This window comes from Flavobacterium sp. EDS (assembly GCF_020991525.1).
In the GTDB taxonomy this organism is placed as follows: domain Bacteria; phylum Bacteroidota; class Bacteroidia; order Flavobacteriales; family Flavobacteriaceae; genus Flavobacterium.
This window is the reverse complement of the sequence record NZ_JAJMOZ010000060.1, coordinates 1-380: the sequence shown is the minus strand read 5'-3', so window position 1 is coordinate 380 and position 380 is coordinate 1. Positions and strand designations below refer to the sequence as shown.

The following is a 380-nucleotide window of genomic DNA, read 5'->3' as shown; positions in this document are numbered from 1 at the left end:
GAAAAAGAGAAATATACGACAAAGGAACAAAACGTAACTATCTTAAAAGAAAACGGCAGAACCCAGCTGTCTATTGCACTTGAAAAATCAGAATGCGTGGTAACAATTGGAGATGACCTAGGTAAATGTTTTGGTATAAAAATGATTTATTTCGATTTGGATAAGTCTAACATCCGCAGAGAAGCAGCCTTAGATTTAGAGAAAATTTTAGATGTTTTAAAAGAACATCCAACTATGAAATTAGACATTCGTTCGCATACTGATAGTCGTCAAACTCATAAATACAATGAAGCTTTATCCGACAGAAGAGCAAAATCAACCATAAAATGGCTTGTTCAAAATGGTATTTCTTCAAGCAGATTAACCGGTAAAGGTTATGG

General features: G+C 33.9%; 1 protein-coding gene. It reads left to right on the top strand.

Annotated elements, in window-relative coordinates; translation table 11 throughout:
* Positions 1-380 (top strand): OmpA family protein (locus LPB87_RS20675; RefSeq protein WP_230729233.1); only part of this gene is annotated, 380 nt, incomplete at both ends.